The following is a 16261-nucleotide window of genomic DNA, read 5'->3' on the forward strand; positions in this document are numbered from 1 at the left end:
ACGTGGTGCCCGACCTGCCACGCATCTGAATACGAAAGTTCCGACCTGTGAGTGACACAACCCACGACGGCGCGGTCGCGACGAGCGCCCCGCCGTCCGCCGACGACGGCCTGACGCCGGCCGAGCTGGCAGCCAAGTACGGTCTGTCGGTCAGCGGCGCCCGGCCCGGGTTCTTCGAGTACATCCGCCAGCTGTGGGGGCGGCGCCACTTCATCGTCGCCTTCTCCTCGGCGAAGCTCACGGCGCAGTACAGCCAGGCGAAACTCGGCCAGATCTGGCAGGTGGCGACCCCCTTGCTGAACGCGCTGGTCTACTTCCTGATCTTCGGCCTGATCCTGGACGCCGGCCGGGGCATGGCGACCGAGGTCTACATCCCCTTCCTGGTCACCGGGATCTTCGTCTTCACCTTCACCCAGAGCTCGGTCATGGCAGGCGTGCGGGCGATCGCGGGCAACCTCGGGCTCGTCCGGGCGCTGCACTTCCCGCGCGCCTCGCTGCCCATCTCGTTCGCGCTCCAGCAGCTCCAGCAGCTGCTGTTCTCCATGATCGTGCTGGCCGCCGTCGCGATCGCCTTCGGCAGCTACCCCTCCATGAGCTGGCTGCTGCTGATCCCCGCGCTCTTCCTGCAGTTCGTGTTCAACATCGGACTGGCCATGATCATGGCGCGGATGGGTTCCAAGACCCCCGACCTCGCCCAGCTCATGCCGTTCGTCATGCGCACCTGGATGTACGCGTCCGGCGTCATGTTCTCCATCCCGGTGATGCTCGCGGACAAGCCGGCCTGGATCGCCGACGTCCTCATGTACAACCCCGCCGCCGTCTACATGGACCTGATCCGCTTCGCGCTGATCGACGGTTACGGCTCCGAGAACCTGCCGACGCACGTCTGGGCCACCGCGCTCGGCTGGGCCCTCGCGGCCGGCATCGGCGGCTTCGTCTACTTCTGGAAGGCCGAGGAGAGGTACGGCCGTGGCTGACATCGACCAGGGACGCGTTCCCACCGTCATCGCCGACGACGTCCACATCGTCTACCGGGTGAACACCGGAGGCGGCGGCAAGGGCAGCGCCACCGCCGCCCTCAGCCGGATCCTCGGCAAGGGCAAGGCCGAGGTCACCCGCGGCGTCCGCAAGGTGCACGCCGTACGCGGAGTCACCTTCACCGCCTACCGGGGCGAGGCCATCGGCCTCATCGGCAGCAACGGATCCGGCAAGTCGACCCTGCTGCGCGCCATCGCCGGCCTGCTCCCCACCGAGAGCGGCAAGGTCTACACGGACGGCCAGCCCTCGCTGCTCGGCGTCAACGCCGCCCTGATGAACGACCTCACCGGCGAGCGCAACGTGATCCTCGGCGGCCTCGCCATGGGCATGAGCAAGGAAGAGATCCGCGAGCGCTACCAGGGCATCGTCGACTTCTCGGGCATCAACGAGAAGGGCGACTTCATCAGCCTGCCCATGCGGACGTACTCCTCCGGCATGGGCGCCCGGCTCCGCTTCGCCATCGCGGCCGCCAAGAACCACGACGTCCTCATGATCGACGAGGCCCTGGCGACCGGTGACCGCAGGTTCCAGATCCGCTCCGAGCAGCGCATCCGGGAGCTCCGCAAGGAAGCCGGCACGGTCTTCCTGGTCAGCCACAGCAACAAGTCGATCAGGGACACCTGCGACCGCGTCCTGTGGCTGGAGAAGGGCGAGCTCCTGATGGACGGGCCCACGGAGGAAGTCCTGCGGGCGTACGAGCGCGAGACCGCGAGGTAAGCCGCGAACCGTGGACGAAGGGCCCCCGCCGAGCCGGCGGGGGCCCTTCGCGTTCCCGGCGCCGCCGTGCGCCCCCGACCTGGAATGTTCATGCGGTCAACATCGGGCAGGATGAGCCCATGGCAGCGATCTCGGGGGGAAAGACCTACCACCACGGCGATCTGCGCAACGCGCTGATCTGCGCCGCCGTCGACCTCGCCACGGACGGCGGTCCCGAACGCGTGGTGCTGCGCGAGGCGGCCCGCCGGGTCGGCGTCTCGCCCACCGCCGCCTACCGGCACTTCGACGGCCGCGGCGAGCTGCTGACAGCCGTCAAGACCCACGCCCAGCGGGCGCTCGCCGAGTCGATGGAGCGCGCCGCCGAGCGCGTCCCCGGCGCCGACGACCCCACCGTCGCCGCCGAGCTGCGCCTCACCGCCCTCGGCCGGGGCTACGTCGGCTTCGCCCTCGACAAGCCCGGCCTCTACCGGGCGGCCTTCTGCACCCCGCGCGCGGCCTGCGGCGAGCCCTGGGCGCCGCCCGGCCGCCCGGCCGAACCGGAACCCGAGATCCGGGCCTTCGCCCTGCTCACGGAGGCCCTGAACGCCCTCGCCGGGGCCGGACCCATCCCGCGCCGCGCCCGGCCCGCAGCCGAGGCCGCCACGTGGTCGGCCGTGCACGGGCTGTCGCTCCTGCTCCTCGACGGCCCGCTGGGCGGCCTCCCGGAACAGCGCCGCGCCGACGTCGTCGAGTCCACCCTCGCCCTGGTGGTCTCCGGCGCCCGCGCCGACTGAGGGCCGGTTGCCGGGCCGAACTCCCGCTCCCCGGCGGAGGGTTGGCGAATCGGGTGATGTTTTCGCAAAGCGCCCGGCACCCCGACGAGGCACTCGGCGTTGTACAACGTAAGCTGTACCGGTGCTGATTCGTGGCAAGTGGGGCGATAACCCCTAGGCCTCCCCGGGCGTCAGGCGGTGAGCCCTCCCGGGCGGACCGGTGGCGTGTCCGAAATAGGATGGATTGGATCGGCAGTGTAGAACAGGAGATGTGACGGCCATGACGCGAAATCTCCAGCTCCACGAGGGTGTCGCCGTCCCCGCGTCGGGCAGCGGCCGGTGACGGGAACCCGACAGGTGCGCCCCGACGCCTCCTCGCGCACCACGCTCGACAAGGCCGCGCACGAGAACTTCCCCGTGGCCCCCTTCTTCCTGCCCCGGGACTGGCGCGACGACCTCATGGCCGTCTACGGCTACGCCCGGCTCGTCGACGACATCGGCGACGGCGACCTCGCCCCCGGCGGAGCCGACGCCCGCCACCTCGGCGTCGCCCCCGAACGGGCCGAGGACCGGCTCGCGATGCTCGACGCCTTCGAGACCGACCTCCTGCGGGTCTTCGACGGAACCCCGCACCACCCCCTGCTCCGCGCCCTCCGGCCGACCGTGCGGCGCCGCGGGCTCACCCCCGAGCCGTTCCTCGGCCTGATCGCGGCCAACCGCCAGGACCAGCTGGTGCGCCGCTACGAGACCTACGACGACCTCGTCGCGTACTGCGAACTCTCCGCGAACCCCGTCGGCCGGCTCGTCCTCGGGATCACCGGCACCGCCACCCCCGAGCGCGTCCGCCGCTCCGACGCGGTCTGCACCGCCCTGCAGATCGTCGAGCACCTCCAGGACGTCACCGAGGATCTCGGCCGGGACCGGATCTACCTGCCCGCCGAGGACATGAAGCGGTTCCACGTCACCGAGGACGACCTCGCCCGGCCGACCGGGAACGCCTCGGTGCGCGCCCTGATCGCCTTCGAGGCCGACCGCGCCCGCGCCCTGCTGCACGACGGCATCCCGCTGGTGGCCAGCGTGCGCGGCCGGCTGCGGCTGCTGCTCACCGGCTTCACCGCCGGCGGGCTCGCCGCGCTCGACGCGATCGCCGCCGCCGGGTTCGACGTCCTGCCGGAGCCCCCCAAGCCCACCAAGCCGAGTCTGATGCGTGAAGCGGGAACGGTCCTGCTGCGAGCGCGGAGAGAGGGGTGAGCCGGACCGTGGAGGGACAGACGGAGACGTCCGCGCCGGTACAGGCCGCGTACAGCTACTGCGAGGCCGTCACCGGACAGCAGGCCCGTAACTTCGCCTACGGGATCAGGCTCCTGCCGACCGAGAAGCGGCAGGCCATGTCCGCGTTGTACGCGTTCTCGCGCCGCGTCGACGACATCGGCGACGGCACACTCGCGCCCGAGGCCAAGCGGGAGCGACTGGAGGCGACCCGCGCGCTCCTGGACCGGGTTCGGCACGACAAGGTCGAGGAGGACGACACCGACCCCGTCGCCGTGGCCCTCGCCGACGCCTCCCGGCGCTTCCCGATCCCGCTCGGCGGCCTCGACGAGCTCATCGACGGCGTCCTCATGGACGTCCGCGGCGAGACCTACGAGACCTGGGACGACCTCAAGGTCTACTGCCGGTGCGTCGCGGGCGCCATCGGCCGGCTCTCGCTCGGCGTCTTCGGCACCCAGCCCGGCGCGCACGGCGTGGAGCGCGCGTCCGAGTACGCCGACACCCTGGGCCTGGCCCTCCAGCTCACCAACATCCTCCGGGACGTACGCGAGGACGCCGGCAACGGGCGCACCTACCTGCCCGCCGACGACCTGGCCAAGTTCGGCTGCGGCGACGGCTTCGCGAGCGAGACCCCGCCCCCCGGGGCCGACTTCGCCGGTCTCGTCCACTTCGAAGTCCGCCGCGCCCGCGCCCTGTTCGCCGAGGGCTACCGGCTGCTGCCCATGCTCGACCGGCGCAGCGGCGCCTGCGTCGCCGCCATGGCCGGCATCTACCGCAGGCTCCTCGACCGGATCGAGCGCGACCCGGAGGCGGTGCTGCGCGGCCGCGTCTCGCTGCCCGGCCGGGAGAAGGCGTACGTCGCCGTGCGCGGCCTCTCCGGTATCGACACCCGCCACATCTCCCGACGGACCGTCAGGAGGCGTACCTGATGGGGCGGTACGTGACCCGGCACCGGGCAACCTCGCGCCGCACGGCGGCGTCCCTGCCTGCGACGACCCGAGGGGAGGCGGCATGACCGAGCGTGGGACGGACCGGGACGGCGCCGCTTCGCACGCCGTCGTGATCGGCGGCGGTCTCGCCGGCGTCACCGCCGCGCTCCAACTCGCCGACGCCGGGGTGCGCGTGACGCTCCTCGAAGGACGGCCGAGGCTCGGCGGACTCGCGTTCTCCTTCCGGCGCGGCGACCTCACCGTCGACAACGGGCAGCACGTCTACCTGCGCTGCTGCACCGCCTACCGGTGGTTCCTCGACCGGGTCGAGGGCGCCCACCTCGCGCCGCTCCAGGACCGGCTCGACGTGCCGGTCCTCGACGTCGCGCACCCCCGCGGCCCCCGCCTGGGACGGCTGCGCCGCACCAACCTGCCCGTACCGCTGCACCTCGCGGCGAGCCTGGCGACCTATCCGCACCTCTCCCTCGCCGAGCGGGCGAGCGTCGGCCGCGCCGCGCTCGCGCTCAAGGGCCTCGACCCCGCCGACCCGGCCCTCGACGGCATCGACTTCGCCACCTGGCTGGGCCGCCACGGCCAGTCCCCGCGCGCCATCGAGGCGCTCTGGGACCTGGTCGGCGTCGCCACCCTCAACGCCACCGCGCCGGACGCCTCCATGGGCCTGGCCGCCATGGTCTTCAAGACCGGTCTGCTCTCCGAGCCCGGCGCCGCCGACATCGGCTGGGCGCACGTGCCGCTCGGCGATCTCCACGACACCCTCGCCCGCAAGGCCCTCGACTCCCTCGGCGTCCGTACCGAACTGCGGACCAAGGCCGAGCGGATCACCCGTACCGAGGACGGCCGCTGGACCGTCGACGTACCGGGGGAGACGATCGAGGCGGACGCCGTCGTCCTCGCCGTACCGCAGCGCGAGACCCGCGAACTCCTGCCCGACGGCGCCCTCGACGACCCCGACCGGCTGCTCGACATCGGCACCGCGCCCATCCTCAACGTGCACGTCGTCTACGACCGCAAGGTGCTGAGGCAGCCGTTCTTCACCGCGCTCGGTTCCCCGGTGCAGTGGGTCTTCGACCGCACCGACTCTTCTGGCCTGCTGAGGGGCGGGCCCGAAGGGCCCTCGAGCAAGGGCGGTGGTGGGCGACGGGTGGGCGGACAGTACCTGGCCGTCTCCCAGTCCGCCGCCCAGGACGAGATCGACGCCCCCGTCGCCGCCCTGCGCGAGCGCTACCTGCCGGAGCTGGAGCGCCTGCTGCCCGCCGCCCGCGGCGCCGGCGTCCGCGACTTCTTCGTCACCCGGGAGCGGACAGCGACGTTCGCCCCCACTCCGGGCGTCGGCCGGCTCCGCCCCGCCGCCCGCACCCACGCACCGGGCCTGTACCTGGCCGGCGCGTGGACCGCCACCGGCTGGCCCGCGACCATGGAGGGCGCCGTCCGCAGCGGTTTCAGCGCCGCGGGCGCCGCGCTCTCCGCCCTCGGCCGCCGTCATGAACATCCGCTGCAGGAGGCGGTATGAGTGTGAGTTCTGGAACAAGAGGAGAGACCGTGCCGACTGTGCCCCCGGCGAATCCGGCCGTCGACACCGCGGACGTCACCGCTCTGCTGGAGCGCGGGCGGACCCTGTCCACCCCCGTCCTGCGGGCGGCCGTCGACCGGCTCGCCCCGCCCATGGACACCGTCGCCGCCTACCACTTCGGCTGGATCGACGCCCAGGGCAACCCGGCCGAGGGCGACAGCGGCAAGGCCGTACGGCCGGCCCTCGCGCTGCTCTCCGCCGAGGCCGCGGGCGTCGCGCCCGAGGTCGGCATCCCCGGCGCCGTCGCCGTGGAGCTGGTGCACAACTTCTCGCTGCTGCACGACGACCTGATGGACGGCGACGAGCAGCGGCGCCACCGCGACACCGTCTGGAAGGTGCACGGACCCGCGCAGGCGATCCTCGTCGGCGACGCGCTCTTCGCGCTCGCCAACGAGCTGCTGCTCGAGATCGGCACCGTCGAGGCCGGCCGCGCCACCCGCCGACTGACCACCGCCACGCGGAAGCTGATCGACGGTCAGGCCCAGGACATCTCCTACGAGCACCGCGAGCGGGTCACCGTCGAGGAGTGCCTGGAGATGGAGGGCAACAAGACCGGTGCCCTGCTCGCCTGCGCCGTCTCCATCGGCGCCGTCCTCGGCGGCGCCGACGACCGTACGGCGGACAAGCTGGAGGAGTACGGCTACCACCTCGGCCTCGCCTTCCAGGCCGTCGACGATCTGCTCGGCATCTGGGGCGACCCGGAGTCGACCGGCAAGCAGACCTGGAGCGACCTCCGCCAGCGCAAGAAGTCCCTGCCCGTCGTCGCCGCCCTCGCGGCCGGCGGACCGGCCTCCGAGCGGCTCGGCGAACTGCTCGCCGCCGACGCCAAGAGCAGCGACTTCGAGACCTTCTCCGAGGAGGAGTTCGCCACCCGCGCCGCTCTCATCGAGGAGGCCGGCGGCCGCGAGTGGACCTCCGAGGAGGCCCGCCGCCAGCACACCATCGCCGTCCGTGCGCTGCACGAGGTGGACATGCCCGAGAGGATCAGGGCGCAGCTCACCGCGCTCGCCGACTTCGTCGTCGTACGGAAGAGATGATCACCATCACCCTGATATGAGCGCGCGGTCGCCGGCCGGTGCCACCCGGCACCGGCCGACGGCAGACCCGAAGAAGCAGAAGTATTCGACTGCACGAAGGGGAAGCCATGACAGCGACGACCGACGGAAGCGCCGGGGCCGTGGGCCCCCGGGCAGCCGCGGCCAGCGACACCACCGCCACCGCGCCCGCCGGGAGCGGCCTCGACGAGGCCGTCGAACGGGCGACGGAACGCTCCATCGCACATCTGCTCGGCCGCCAGGACGCCGAAGGCTGGTGGAAGGGCGACCTGGAGACCAACGTCACCATGGACGCCGAGGACCTCCTGCTGCGCCAGTTCCTCGGCATCCGGGACGAGGAGACCACCCGCGCCGCCGCCCTGTTCATCCGCGGCGAGCAGCGCGAGGACGGCACCTGGGCCACGTTCTACGGCGGCCCGGGCGAGCTCTCCACCACCATCGAGGCGTACGTCGCGCTGCGCCTGGCCGGGGACCTCCCCGAGGACCCGCACATGGCCCCGGCCGCCGCCTGGATCCGCGAGCGGGGCGGGATCGCCGCCTCCCGGGTCTTCACCCGGATCTGGCTCGCCCTCTTCGGCTGGTGGAAGTGGGACGACCTGCCCGAGCTGCCGCCCGAGCTGATCTTCCTGCCGAAGTGGTTCCCGCTCAACGTCTACGACTTCGGCTGCTGGGCGCGGCAGACGATCGTGCCGCTCACCGTGGTCTCCGCCAAGCGGCCGGTGCGGCCCGCGCCCTTCCCGCTGGACGAGCTGCACACCGATCCGGCCCGGCCGAACCCGGTGAAACCCTCTGCTTCGGTGGCGAGTTGGGACGGCTTCTTCCAGCGGCTCGACAAGGCGCTGCACGTCTACGGCAAGGTAGCCCCGCGCCGGCTGCGTACGGCGGCCATGAACGTCGCGGCCCGCTGGATCGTCGAGCGCCAGGAGAACGACGGCTGCTGGGGCGGCATCCAGCCCCCCGCCGTCTACTCGGTGATCGCCCTGCATCTCCTCGGCTACGACCTGGAACACCCGGTCATGCGGGCGGGGTTGGAGTCCCTCGACCGGTTCGCCGTGTGGCGCGAGGACGGTTCGCGCATGATCGAGGCCTGTCAGTCGCCCGTCTGGGACACCTGCCTGGCCACCATCGCCCTCGCCGACGCGGGCCTCCCGGCCGACCACCCGGCCCTTGTCCGGGCCGCTGACTGGATGCTCGGCGAGGAGATCGTCCGGCCCGGCGACTGGACCGTCCGCAGGCCCGGACTGCCCCCGGGCGGCTGGGCGTTCGAGTTCCACAACGACAACTACCCGGACATCGACGACACCGCCGAGGTCATCCTCGCGCTGCGCCGCGTCAAGCACCCCGACCCCTCCCGGGTCGAGTCGGCCATCGCACGCGGCGGCCGCTGGACCCTCGGGATGCAGTCGAAGAACGGGGCCTGGGCCGCGTTCGACGCCGACAACACCAGCCCCTTCCCCAACCGGCTGCCGTTCTGCGACTTCGGCGAGGTCATCGACCCGCCCTCGGCCGACGTCACCGCCCATGTGGTGGAGATGCTCGCCTACGAGGGCAGGGCCCACCACCCCCGTACCCGCAGGGGAATCGAGTGGCTGCTCGCCGAACAGGAGCCGAACGGCGCCTGGTTCGGACGCTGGGGCGTCAACTACGTGTACGGGACCGGCTCGGTGGTCCCCGCACTCACCGCCGCCGGGATGCCCCGCTCCCACCCCGCGATCCGCCGGGCCGTCGGCTGGCTGGAGTCCGTGCAGAACGAGGACGGCGGCTGGGGCGAGGACCTGCGCACGTACAAGGAGCAGCCCTGGGTCGGGCCCGGCGTCTCGACCGCCTCGCAGACCGCCTGGGCGCTGCTCGCCCTGCTCGCGGCCGGCGGACGCGAGACCAAGGCGGTCGAACGGGGCATCGCCTGGCTCGCCGCGACGCAGCGGCCGGACGGCTCGTGGGACGAGCCGTACTTCACCGGCACGGGCTTCCCCTGGGACTTCTCCATCAACTACCACCTCTACCGGCAGGTGTTCCCGCTCACGGCCCTCGGCCGCTATCTGAACGGCGAACCGGCCGTCTCCAGGGAGGGCTGATGGGCCAAGAGCCGGGGCCGCCGCCGGCCGGCTCCGCGCAGCCGCCGCCGTTGCTGATCGCCTGCGCGCTCGGCATCGAGCAGCTCGCCCTGCGCAGCGGCGAGCGGTCCGGCGCGCCCGGCCCGTTCACGGTCGTGCGCACGGGCATGGGGCCCGCCCACGCCCGGCGTGGCGTCGCCCGGGCCCTCGACCGGGACCCCTGGCGGGACGCCGCCGTCATCGCCTCGGGCTTCTGCGCCGGGCTCGCCCCCGGGATGCACCCCGGGGACCTGATCGTCGCCGACGAGACCCGGGGCGCGCCCGGCGGGCCCGACGCCGTCACGGCCTGTACCGGGACAGAGCTCCTGGTGAAGGCCCTGACCCGGGCGCTGCCCGGGCGGACCGTCCACACCGGCCCGCTGACCTGCTCCGACCATGTCGTCCGGGGCCACGAGCGGGCCGAGCTGCGCGCCACCGGGGCCATCGCCGTCGACATGGAGTCCGCCGCCACGCTCCGTACCGCGCTGGCGGCCGGACCGCGTCCGGTTGCGGCCGTACGGGTGGTCGTGGACGCTCCAGAACATGAACTGGTCCGGATCGGCACGGTACGCGGTGGAATATCGGCTTTCCGTGTTCTTCGTGCCGTCCTTCCCGCATTCTTCGAATGGCACCGTTCTTTGCTGCTCCCCAGGAGGTGAGCGAGTTATGGCCATGCCGCTCCGTCAGTCCGTCCGGGTCGGGACCTATCTCATCGAACAGAAGCTCCGCAAGCGCGAGAAGTTCCCGCTGATCGTGGAATTGGAGCCGCTGTACGCCTGCAACCTGGCATGTGAGGGCTGCGGCAAGATCCAGCACCCGGCCGGGGTGCTGAAGCAGCGCATGCCGGTCGCCCAGGCGGTCGGCGCGGTCCTGGAGTCCGGTGCGCCGATGGTCTCCATCGCCGGCGGCGAGCCGCTGATGCACCCTCAGATCGACGAGATCGTGCGCCAGTTGGTCGCCAAGCGCAAGTACGTCTTCCTCTGCACCAACGCGATGCTGATGCGCAAGAAGCTGGAGAAGTTCACCCCCTCCCCGTACTTCGCCTTCGCGGTGCACATCGACGGGCTGCGCGAGCGGCACGACGAATCCGTCGCCAAGGAAGGCGTGTTCGACGAGGCGGTGGCGGCGATCAAGGAGGCCAAGCGGCTCGGTTTCCGGGTCACCACCAACTCGACCTTCTTCAACACCGACACCCCGCAGACCATCATCGAGGTGCTCAACTACCTCAACGACGACCTCCAGGTCGACGAGATGATGATCTCGCCGGCGTACGCCTACGAGAAGGCGCCGGACCAGGAGCACTTCCTCGGTGTCGAGCAGACCCGCGAGCTCTTCAAGAAGGCCTTCGCGGGCGGCAACCGGAGCCGGTGGCGGCTCAACCACTCGCCGCTCTTCCTGGACTTCCTGGAGGGCAAGGCCGACTTCCCGTGCACCGCGTGGGCGATCCCGAACTACTCGCTCTTCGGCTGGCAGCGGCCCTGCTACCTGATGAGCGACGGCTACGTCCCCACCTACCGGGAGCTGATCGAGGAGACCGACTGGGACAAGTACGGCCGGGGCAAGGACCCGCGCTGCGCCAACTGCATGGCGCACTGCGGCTACGAACCGACCGCCGTCCTCGCCACCATGGGCTCGCTGAAGGAGTCCCTGAGGGCGGCCCGCGAGACCGTCTCCGGCAACCGCGGATGACGTGACGCGTACGGGAGGCCCGCGAGCCCACCGGGCGCGGGCTTCCCGCACGGCCGAGCACCGTACGACGAGAGGGGGCCGAGCATGACGATTCTGGAGAACATCCGGGGGCCGCGCGACCTCCGGCCGCTGGGCGGCGCGGAGCTCGACGAACTGGCCGAGGAGATCCGGCAGTTCCTGATCCACGCGGTCGCCAGGACGGGCGGCCATCTGGGACCCAATCTCGGCGTGGTGGAGCTGACCATCGCGCTGCACCGGGTCTTCGACTCGCCCGACGACCGCATCCTGTGGGACACCGGGCACCAGAGCTACGTCCACAAACTCCTCACCGGACGCCAGGACTTCTCCAAGCTGCGCAGCAAGGGCGGACTGTCCGGCTACCCCTCCCGCGAGGAGTCGGAGCACGACGTCATCGAGAACTCGCACGCCTCGACCGTCCTCGGCTGGGCCGACGGCCTGGCCAAGGCCAACGAGGTGCTGGAGAAGGACGACCACGTGGTCGCCGTCATCGGCGACGGCGCCCTCACCGGCGGGATGGCCTGGGAGGCGCTCAACACCATCGCCGCCGCGCCCGACCGGCCGCTGATCGTCGTCGTCAACGACAACGAGCGCTCCTACGCCCCGACGATCGGCGGACTCGCCGACCACCTGGCCGCCCTGCGGACCAGCGAGGGCTACGAGCGGGTCCTCGCCTGGGGCAAGGACGTCCTCCAGCACACGCCCGTGATCGGACAGCCGCTCTACGGCTCGCTGCACGGCGCCAAGAAGGGGTTCAAGGACGCGTTCGCCCCCCAGGGGCTCTTCGAGGACCTGGGGCTGAAGTACCTCGGTCCCGTCGACGGCCATGACATCGCGGCCGTCGAGTCGGCCCTGCGCCGCGCCCGGCGCTTCCACGGGCCCGTGCTCGTGCACTGCCTCACCGAGAAGGGCCGCGGCTACCGCCCCGCCCTGGAGGACGAGGCGGACCGCTTCCACGCCGTCGGCGCGATGGACCCGGTCACCTGCGAACCGCTCGCCCCGTCGGCCGGCCCCTCCTGGACCTCCGTCTTCGGGGACGCGATCGCCGAGATCGGGGCCGAGCGGCCGGACGTCGTCGCGATCACCGCGGCCATGCTCCACCCCGTCGGCCTGACGAAGTTCGCGGAGCGCTTCCCCGACCGGGTCTGGGACGTCGGCATCGCCGAGCAGCACGCCGTCGTCTCGGCCGCCGGCCTCGCGACCGGCGGACTCCATCCGGTCGTCGCCGTCTACGCGACCTTCCTGAACCGCGCCTTCGACCAGCTGCTCATGGACGTGGCCCTGCACAGGTGCGGCGTGACGTTCGTCCTCGACCGGGCCGGGGTCACCGGCACCGACGGCCCCTCCCACAACGGCATGTGGGACCTCTCCGTCCTCCAGGTCGTGCCGGGGCTGCGGATCGCCGCCCCGCGCGACGCCGCCCAGCTGCGCGCCCAGCTGCGCGAGGCCGTCGCCGTGGACGACGCCCCGACCGTGCTGCGGTTCCCCAAGGAGACCGTGGGGCCGCCGGTCCCGGCCGTCGGCCGGATCGGCTCCATGGACATCCTGCTCGGGGGCGGGCTCGACGCGGACGTGCTCCTCGTCGCCGTCGGGGTCATGGCCGAGGTCTGTCTCCAGGCCGCCGACCTGCTCGCCGGGCGGGGCGTCCGCTGCACCGTCGTCGACCCGCGCTGGGTCAAACCCGTCGACGAGGCCCTCGCCCCGCTCGCCGAGCGGCACCGCCTGGTCGCCGTCGTCGAGGACGGCATCCGTACCGGAGGCGTCGGCGCGGCCGTCGGCCAGGCCCTGCGCGACGCGGGCGTCGACGTCCCCCTGCGGACCTTCGGGATCCCCGAACAGTTCCTCGCCCACGCCAAGCGCGGCGAGGTGCTCGCCGACCTCGGCCTCACCCCGGTGGAGATCGCCGGGAACATCAGCGCCGCACTGACCCGGAAGAAGGGGCGATGAGCAAGGAGTTCGACCTCTCGGCACTGCTCGCCGAACGCGGCGCGGAGCGCTACGAGCTGCACGGCCGGTACCTCAACCACCAGCTCCCGCGCATGCTGCACACGATCGGCTTCGACAAGGTCTACGAACGGGCCGAGGGTGCCCACTTCTGGGACGCCGACGGCCAGGACCACCTCGACATGCTGGCCGGCTTCGGCGTCATGGGCCTCGGCCGGCACCACCCCGTGGTCCGCAAGGCCCTCCACGACGTCCTCGACGCCCAGCTCGCCGACCTCACCCGCTTCGACTGCCAGCCGCTGCCCGGCCTGCTCGCCGAGAAGCTGCTCGCCCACAGCCCGCACCTCGACCGCGTCTTCTTCGGGAACAGCGGTACGGAAGCGGTGGAGACCGCCCTGAAGTTCGCCCGGTACGCCACCGGGAAGCCCAGGATCCTCTACTGCTCCCACGCCTTCCACGGCCTGACCACGGGCTCCCTCTCGGTCAACGGGGAGAAGGGCTTCCGGGACGGCTTCGCCCCGCTGCTGCCCGACACCGCGATCGCGCTCGGCGATCTCGACGCGCTGGAGCGCGAGCTGCGCAAGGGTGATGTGGCCGGCTTCGTGGTCGAGCCCATCCAGGGCAAGGGGGTGCACGAGGCCCCGCCCGGCTTCCTGCGCGCCGCGCAGGAGCTGCTGCACCGGCACGGCGCCGTGCTGATCGCCGACGAGGTGCAGACCGGGCTCGGCAGGACCGGTGACTTCTACGCGTACCAGCACGAGGAAGGCGTCGAGCCGGACCTGCTCTGTGTCGCCAAGGCGCTCTCCGGCGGGTACGTTCCCGTCGGCGCGACGCTCGGCAAGGACTGGATCTTCAAGAAGGTCTACTCGTCCATGGACCGCGTCCTCGTCCACTCCGCCAGCTTCGGCTCGAACGCGCAGGCCATGGCCGCCGGGCTGGCCGTGCTCTCGGTCATGGAGAACGAGGGGACGGTGGCGCACGCGCGCCGGACGGGCGAGCTGCTCTCCTCGCGCCTGAGGGAGCTCGTGCCGCGCTACGAGCTGCTGCACGAGATCCGCGGGCGCGGGCTGATGATCGGGATCGAGTTCGGCCGGCCCTCGTCGCTCGGTCTGCGCAGCCGCTGGACGATGCTGCAGGCGGCCCGGAAGGGTCTCTTCGCGCAGATGGTCGTCGTCCCGCTGCTCCAGCGCCACCGGATCCTGACGCAGGTGTCGGGGGACCATCTGGAGGTGATCAAGCTGATTCCGCCGCTGGTCATCGACGAGGCGGACGTGGACCGCTTCGTCACCGCGTTCACGGCGGTGATGGACGACGCCCACGGTGGTGGCGGGCTGATGTGGGACTTCGGGAAGACGCTGGTCAAGCAGGCGGTCGCGCAGCGCTGAGGCGGGTCTTTCGGGCTTTTGCCTCTGGGGCAAGAAATTTGCCTCGGAGGAAAGTTCCTGGCGGAATGGAGGCATGGAGCACCTCCCCGGGGAGCCGTCCCCGGACCCTGCCGCATCCTCCGACGCTGCCACTGCTGCCACTGCTGCCACTGCTGCCACTGCTGTCACCGCTGACGCCCTGCCGGACGTCGCGCCGCAGCTGCGCGGCCTTCGCCGGCGGCGCGGACTGACCCTGGAGGCCGCCGCGCAGCGGGCCGGGCTCTCCGCGGCACACCTCTCCCGGCTCGAGACGGGCCACCGCCAGCCCTCGCTCCCGACGCTGCTGGCCCTGGCCCGTATCTACGGTACGACGGTCTCCGCACTCCTCGGCGAGATCCCGCCCGAGCGTGATCCGATCGTCCGGGCCGGCCGGTCCGAACCCGTCGAGGCGGACGGCTGGACCTACCGCCAGGCCGGGGGAGCAGGCCGCGCCCTGCAGGCGCTCCGCGTCCACGTGCCGTACGCCACCCGGGCCGACATCGTGCGCGTCCATCCCGGGGAGGAGTGGCTGCACGTCCTCGAAGGGCAGGTGCGGCTCGCGCTCGGCGACGCCGTACATGTCCTCGACCCCGGGGACAGCGCGCACTTCGACTCGCTCACCCCGCACCGTATCGGCGCCGCCGGGCGCGGTGGGGCCGAGCTGCTCTTCGTCCACACGCTGATGCAGAGCCCCGCCGCCGAGCTGTGCCTCGGCGACGGAGTCCCGCATCTGCGCTGAGCCCTCCGAGAGAGGTCGTTATGTCCGAGAAGTCCGCGAAGCGCGCACCGGTCACCGGCGAGGAGCGCGAGGCCGGCAAGTTCCCCAAGGGGCTGGTGCTCCGGCTCTTCGCCTACCTGGTGGCCGGGCATCTCTTCGCCGGCTTCCTCTATCTGCTGTTCATGCTCGGCGGGCAGAACCAGTAGGGGACGGGCCGCGGCTCAGGCCTGCTCGACGAAGCGCTCGCGCAGCCGCGCCCGGGTCTCGGGGGAGAGCTTCAGGCCGTCGGTGAGGTAGCTCTCGACCGTTCCCCAGGCCTGCTCCATCGTCTCGAACGCGGCCCGCAGATACTCCACCCGCGCGTCGAAGAGCGGGCTGATCAGCTCCATCACCTCGGGTGACATCCCGTCCGCGGCGGTGGAGCTGCGGCGTACCTTGTAGCGGCGGTGCGGGTCGTTCGACTTCACGTAGTCGGCCTCGATCGCGCCGCGCTCGACGCCCACCGCGAGCAGCGAGATGGCGATCGCCAGGCCCGCCCGGTCCTTGCCGGCCGCGCAGTGCATGAGCGCGGGGACGCTGTCCTCGGCCAGCGCGTGCAGGATGCGGCTGTGCTCCGCCGTCCGATCGACGATCATCTGCCGGTACGAATCGGACATTCGGGTTGCTGCCTTGCCGTCGCCGAGGATGGCGCGGAGCTGCTCCAGCTCCCCGGACGAGACCAGCTTCCAGAACTCCTTGCCGTCGGCCGGGTCGTTGAGCGGTATGTTCACATTCCGTACACCGGGCAGCTCGACGTCCGGTCCCTCGACCTTCACGTCCGCCTGATTGCGGAAATCGAAGATCGTGTGGAGTCCGAGGGTGGCGAGGAACGTCGCGTCCTCCTCGGTGGCGTGGGCGAGGTGGCCGCTGCGGAAGAGGCGTCCGAACCGCACCGACCCGCCGTCCATGGTCGGCAGTCCGCCCACGTCCCGGAAGTTGCGTACCCCGGTGAGCTCGGGTTCGGTCGACGGGACCTGCGGCAGCTGCTGCGTCACGAGTGCTCCTG

The 16261-nt window shown here is 71.8% G+C and carries 15 protein-coding genes; 14 read left to right on the top strand and 1 reads right to left on the bottom strand.

Annotation, left to right across the window (positions count from 1 at the left end):
• Positions 1-47: 47 nt before the first annotated feature.
• From Q5762_RS16765 to Q5762_RS16830, 14 genes are all read left to right on the top strand, one after another.
• Entirely contained in the window at positions 48-977 is a 930-nt protein-coding gene (locus Q5762_RS16765) for an ABC transporter permease (protein ID WP_315892915.1), read from the top strand.
• On the top strand, positions 970-1755 hold the full coding sequence (locus Q5762_RS16770) for an ABC transporter ATP-binding protein (RefSeq protein ID WP_315892916.1): 786 nt from the start codon (positions 970-972) through the stop codon (positions 1753-1755). The genes Q5762_RS16765 and Q5762_RS16770 overlap by 8 nt, the downstream gene beginning before the upstream one ends.
• 119 nt (positions 1756-1874) lie before the next feature.
• Positions 1875-2528, top strand: coding sequence for a TetR/AcrR family transcriptional regulator (locus tag Q5762_RS16775; RefSeq protein WP_315892917.1), 654 nt, complete (start codon positions 1875-1877; stop codon positions 2526-2528).
• A gap of 318 nt (positions 2529-2846) precedes the next feature.
• On the top strand, positions 2847-3758 hold the full coding sequence (gene hpnC / locus Q5762_RS16780) for a squalene synthase HpnC (protein ID WP_315892918.1): 912 nt from the start codon (positions 2847-2849) through the stop codon (positions 3756-3758).
• A complete protein-coding gene (gene hpnD / locus Q5762_RS16785; protein WP_315892919.1) occupies positions 3755-4705 on the top strand; it encodes a presqualene diphosphate synthase HpnD in 951 nt (316 codons plus the stop codon). Before hpnC ends, hpnD begins: the two co-directional genes overlap by 4 nt.
• A gap of 82 nt (positions 4706-4787) precedes the next feature.
• Positions 4788-6236, top strand: a complete 1449-nt coding sequence (gene hpnE, locus Q5762_RS16790) for a hydroxysqualene dehydroxylase HpnE (protein WP_315892920.1) — start codon at positions 4788-4790, stop codon at positions 6234-6236.
• Positions 6233-7333 carry a polyprenyl synthetase family protein gene (locus tag Q5762_RS16795; RefSeq protein ID WP_315892921.1) on the top strand — a complete coding sequence of 367 codons (1101 nt, stop codon included), beginning with the start codon at positions 6233-6235 and terminating at the stop codon, positions 7331-7333. Before hpnE ends, Q5762_RS16795 begins: the two co-directional genes overlap by 4 nt.
• 107 nt (positions 7334-7440) lie before the next feature.
• Entirely contained in the window at positions 7441-9426 is a 1986-nt protein-coding gene (gene shc, locus Q5762_RS16800; protein ID WP_315892922.1) for a squalene--hopene cyclase, read from the top strand.
• On the top strand, positions 9426-10103 hold the full coding sequence (locus Q5762_RS16805; RefSeq protein ID WP_315892923.1) for a 1-hydroxy-2-methyl-2-butenyl 4-diphosphate reductase: 678 nt from the start codon (positions 9426-9428) through the stop codon (positions 10101-10103). Before shc ends, Q5762_RS16805 begins: the two co-directional genes overlap by 1 nt.
• A gap of 7 nt (positions 10104-10110) precedes the next feature.
• Positions 10111-11133: an adenosyl-hopene transferase HpnH gene (gene hpnH / locus Q5762_RS16810; RefSeq protein WP_315892924.1), complete on the top strand. Its 1023-nt coding sequence runs from the start codon at positions 10111-10113 to the stop codon at positions 11131-11133.
• A gap of 84 nt (positions 11134-11217) precedes the next feature.
• Positions 11218-13098 carry a 1-deoxy-D-xylulose-5-phosphate synthase gene (dxs, locus tag Q5762_RS16815; RefSeq protein ID WP_315892925.1) on the top strand — a complete coding sequence of 627 codons (1881 nt, stop codon included), beginning with the start codon at positions 11218-11220 and terminating at the stop codon, positions 13096-13098.
• Positions 13095-14480, top strand: a complete 1386-nt coding sequence (locus tag Q5762_RS16820; RefSeq protein WP_315892926.1) for an aspartate aminotransferase family protein — start codon at positions 13095-13097, stop codon at positions 14478-14480. Before dxs ends, Q5762_RS16820 begins: the two co-directional genes overlap by 4 nt.
• A gap of 73 nt (positions 14481-14553) precedes the next feature.
• On the top strand, positions 14554-15237 hold the full coding sequence (locus Q5762_RS16825) for an XRE family transcriptional regulator (protein ID WP_315892927.1): 684 nt from the start codon (positions 14554-14556) through the stop codon (positions 15235-15237).
• A 20-nt stretch (positions 15238-15257) separates the two neighbouring features.
• Positions 15258-15422 carry a DUF6126 family protein gene (locus Q5762_RS16830; protein WP_315892928.1) on the top strand — a complete coding sequence of 55 codons (165 nt, stop codon included), beginning with the start codon at positions 15258-15260 and terminating at the stop codon, positions 15420-15422.
• A 15-nt stretch (positions 15423-15437) separates the two neighbouring features.
• Here the strand turns inward: Q5762_RS16830 and Q5762_RS16835 are convergent, their stop codons facing one another.
• On the bottom strand, positions 15438-16250 hold the full coding sequence (locus Q5762_RS16835; RefSeq protein WP_315892929.1) for a tyrosine-protein phosphatase: 813 nt from the start codon (positions 16248-16250) through the stop codon (positions 15438-15440).
• Positions 16251-16261: the final 11 nt, after the last annotated feature.

Origin of the sequence: Streptomyces sp. P9(2023), from assembly GCF_032436795.1 — a bacterium.
Classification (GTDB): domain Bacteria; phylum Actinomycetota; class Actinomycetes; order Streptomycetales; family Streptomycetaceae; genus Streptomyces.